General features: G+C 71.7%; 1 protein-coding gene. It reads left to right on the top strand.

Annotation, left to right across the window (positions count from 1 at the left end; genetic code table 11):
- Window positions 1-240 precede the first annotated feature (240 nt).
- Entirely contained in the window at window positions 241-1,317 is a 1,077-nt protein-coding gene (locus tag ACFO4E_RS30030) for an IS110 family RNA-guided transposase (protein ID WP_378580700.1), read from the top strand.
- The last annotated feature ends 16 nt before the right edge of the window (window positions 1,318-1,333 follow it).

Here is a 1,333-nt window from a genome sequence, read left to right as displayed (position 1 = left end):
CGACTGACAGTGATGATGTTCTTGGTGACGCTGCGGGCGGGTCTGACCCGCCGACTGACTGACGTCTCGACTGTCCTGTTTGGGATTTGTCGGCCCGCCGGGCGTCACCACGCACGCGGCCGGACGGGCGCTTGTGACCTCATAGGAGCTTGGTCCAGAAGCCCCGTCACTGTCTTGTCCACCCGCCCGACCGGCGCGTGCCGCCCCCGGAACGCACTCGCAAGGACGGACACCACCAGCATGACGCACGATGCCCTGGAAATCACCGGCGGAGTCGACACCCACGGCCTGACCCACCACGCCGCAGTGATCGACCCGGTCGGACGGCACCTGGCCGACCGGGAGTTCCCCGCCACCATCCGCGGCTACCGCGACCTGCTGGAGTGGATGCGCTCACACGGCACGCCCACCGCCGTGGGCGTCGAGGGCACCGGCGCCTACGGGGCCGAGCTCGCCCGGGTGCTGAAGGCCGCCGGCGTCACCGTCGTCGATGTGGACCGCCCCGACCGCAAGACGCGGCGGATGAGGGGCAAGTCCGACCCGATCGACGCCTACGCCGCCGCGACGGCCGTGCTCTCCGGCCGGGCCACCGGCATCCCCAAGAGCCGGGACGGCGTGGTCGAGGCGGTCCGCGTGCTGCGGATCGCCCGCCGCAGCGCGGTCAAGGCCCGCACCCAGGCGATGAACCAGATCCGCGGACTGCTGGTCTCGGCCCCCGCCCTGCTGCGCGAGCAGGTCGCGGGCCTGGGCCGGGCCGCGCTGATACGGACCCTGGCCCGGCTGCGGCCCGGCGCCGACCTGTCGGGCCCGCTGGCGGCGACCCGGGCATCCCTGAGGCGGATCGCCCACCGCCACCAGGCACTGGACGCCGAGATCGCCGAGCTGGACTCCGAGATCGGCCCGCTGGTCGAGCGGGCCGCCCCCGCGTTGCTGGAGCTGTTCGGGGTCGGGTCTGAGACCGCGGGGCAGCTGCTGGCCTCGGCCGGGGACAACCCCGGGCGCATGCGCTCGGAGGGCGCGTTCGCCCACCTGGCCGGTGTCGCGCCGATTCCCGCATCGTCCGGCCGCACCCACCGCCACCGCATCAACCGCGGCGGCGACCGGGCCGCCAACAACGCCCTGCACACCATCGTGCTGGTCCGTATGCGCTTCGACGGACGCACCCGCGCCTACGTCGACCGCCGCACCAAGGAAGGCTTGTCGAAGAAGGACATCATGCGCTGCCTCAAGCGATTCGTCGCCCGCGAGGTCTACCGCGCACTGGCAGGAACACCAACCGAACACATCACTCAAACCGACCTTGCTCCTGCCGCTTGACATCTATAGGAGCATC

Source organism: Nocardiopsis mangrovi, assembly GCF_042653925.1.
Classification (GTDB): Bacteria; Actinomycetota; Actinomycetes; order Streptosporangiales; family Streptosporangiaceae; genus Nocardiopsis_B; species Nocardiopsis_B mangrovi.
The sequence above is the reverse complement of the archived record's forward strand: the minus strand, read 5'-3'. Positions and strand labels throughout refer to the sequence as shown.